Annotated in this window: 1 protein-coding gene and 1 pseudogene; one reads left to right on the forward strand and one right to left on the reverse strand. The window is 42.6% G+C overall.

Annotated features, from left to right (window positions below):
• The first annotated feature begins 114 nt into the window (after positions 1–114).
• Positions 115–477 carry an ISAs1 family transposase gene (locus tag AACW06_RS19880; RefSeq protein WP_192076375.1) on the forward strand — a complete coding sequence of 121 codons (363 nt, stop codon included), beginning with the start codon at positions 115–117 and terminating at the stop codon, positions 475–477.
• A gap of 7 nt (positions 478–484) precedes the next feature.
• Here the strand turns inward: AACW06_RS19880 and AACW06_RS19885 are convergent.
• Positions 485–627 (reverse strand): annotated as a pseudogene (locus AACW06_RS19885) (IS982 family transposase); the annotation flags it as partial.

Here is a 627-nt window from a genome sequence, read left to right on the forward strand (position 1 = left end):
CCATGCTTACGGACGGGTTCAGTTTTATTGCAGAAGCGACATTGAACTTGAATGGTAGCCATGAGTTAAAAACAATCAAAAATCAGGTGGCTATATTAACACATATCCACCGATTTGAGTCTCGACCAGCTAGCGAAGCAACACCCAGAATGGAAAGGACTCAATAGTATCGGAGTCGCAGTAGGAATGAGGTTAGAGAAATCAGGTCAAGTATCTCTGGAATATCGCTACTACATCAGTTCCGATGCTCTTATTCAAGAACGTTTTGCCCAAGCGGTTCGTCGTCACTGGGTGATCGAAAACCAATTGCACTGGGTACTTGATGTAACAATGAAGGAAGATAACTACCTGATCTATAAAGATAACAGCGCTGAAAATCTAGCGGTCATGAGGCATGCCGTATTAAACATGCTACGGAATGAGAAGAGTGAGAAGAAAAGTGTTCACCGAAAGCAACGAAAAGCCTATGTAACCTGAGATCGGTTTAAGCCATCGCCATCAATCCTGATTTTTCAGTGGTTGTTATGTTCAACGATGGCTTTTCTGGTTTTAGGCAGTACGCAATTAACCCACCAAGTAAGTTCAACATGAATCCATGCAGACTCCTGTGTCTAGAATGCTCTATCT

Source organism: Vibrio sp. S12_S33 (assembly GCF_963889785.1).
GTDB lineage: Bacteria > Pseudomonadota > Gammaproteobacteria > Enterobacterales > Vibrionaceae > Vibrio > Vibrio aestuarianus.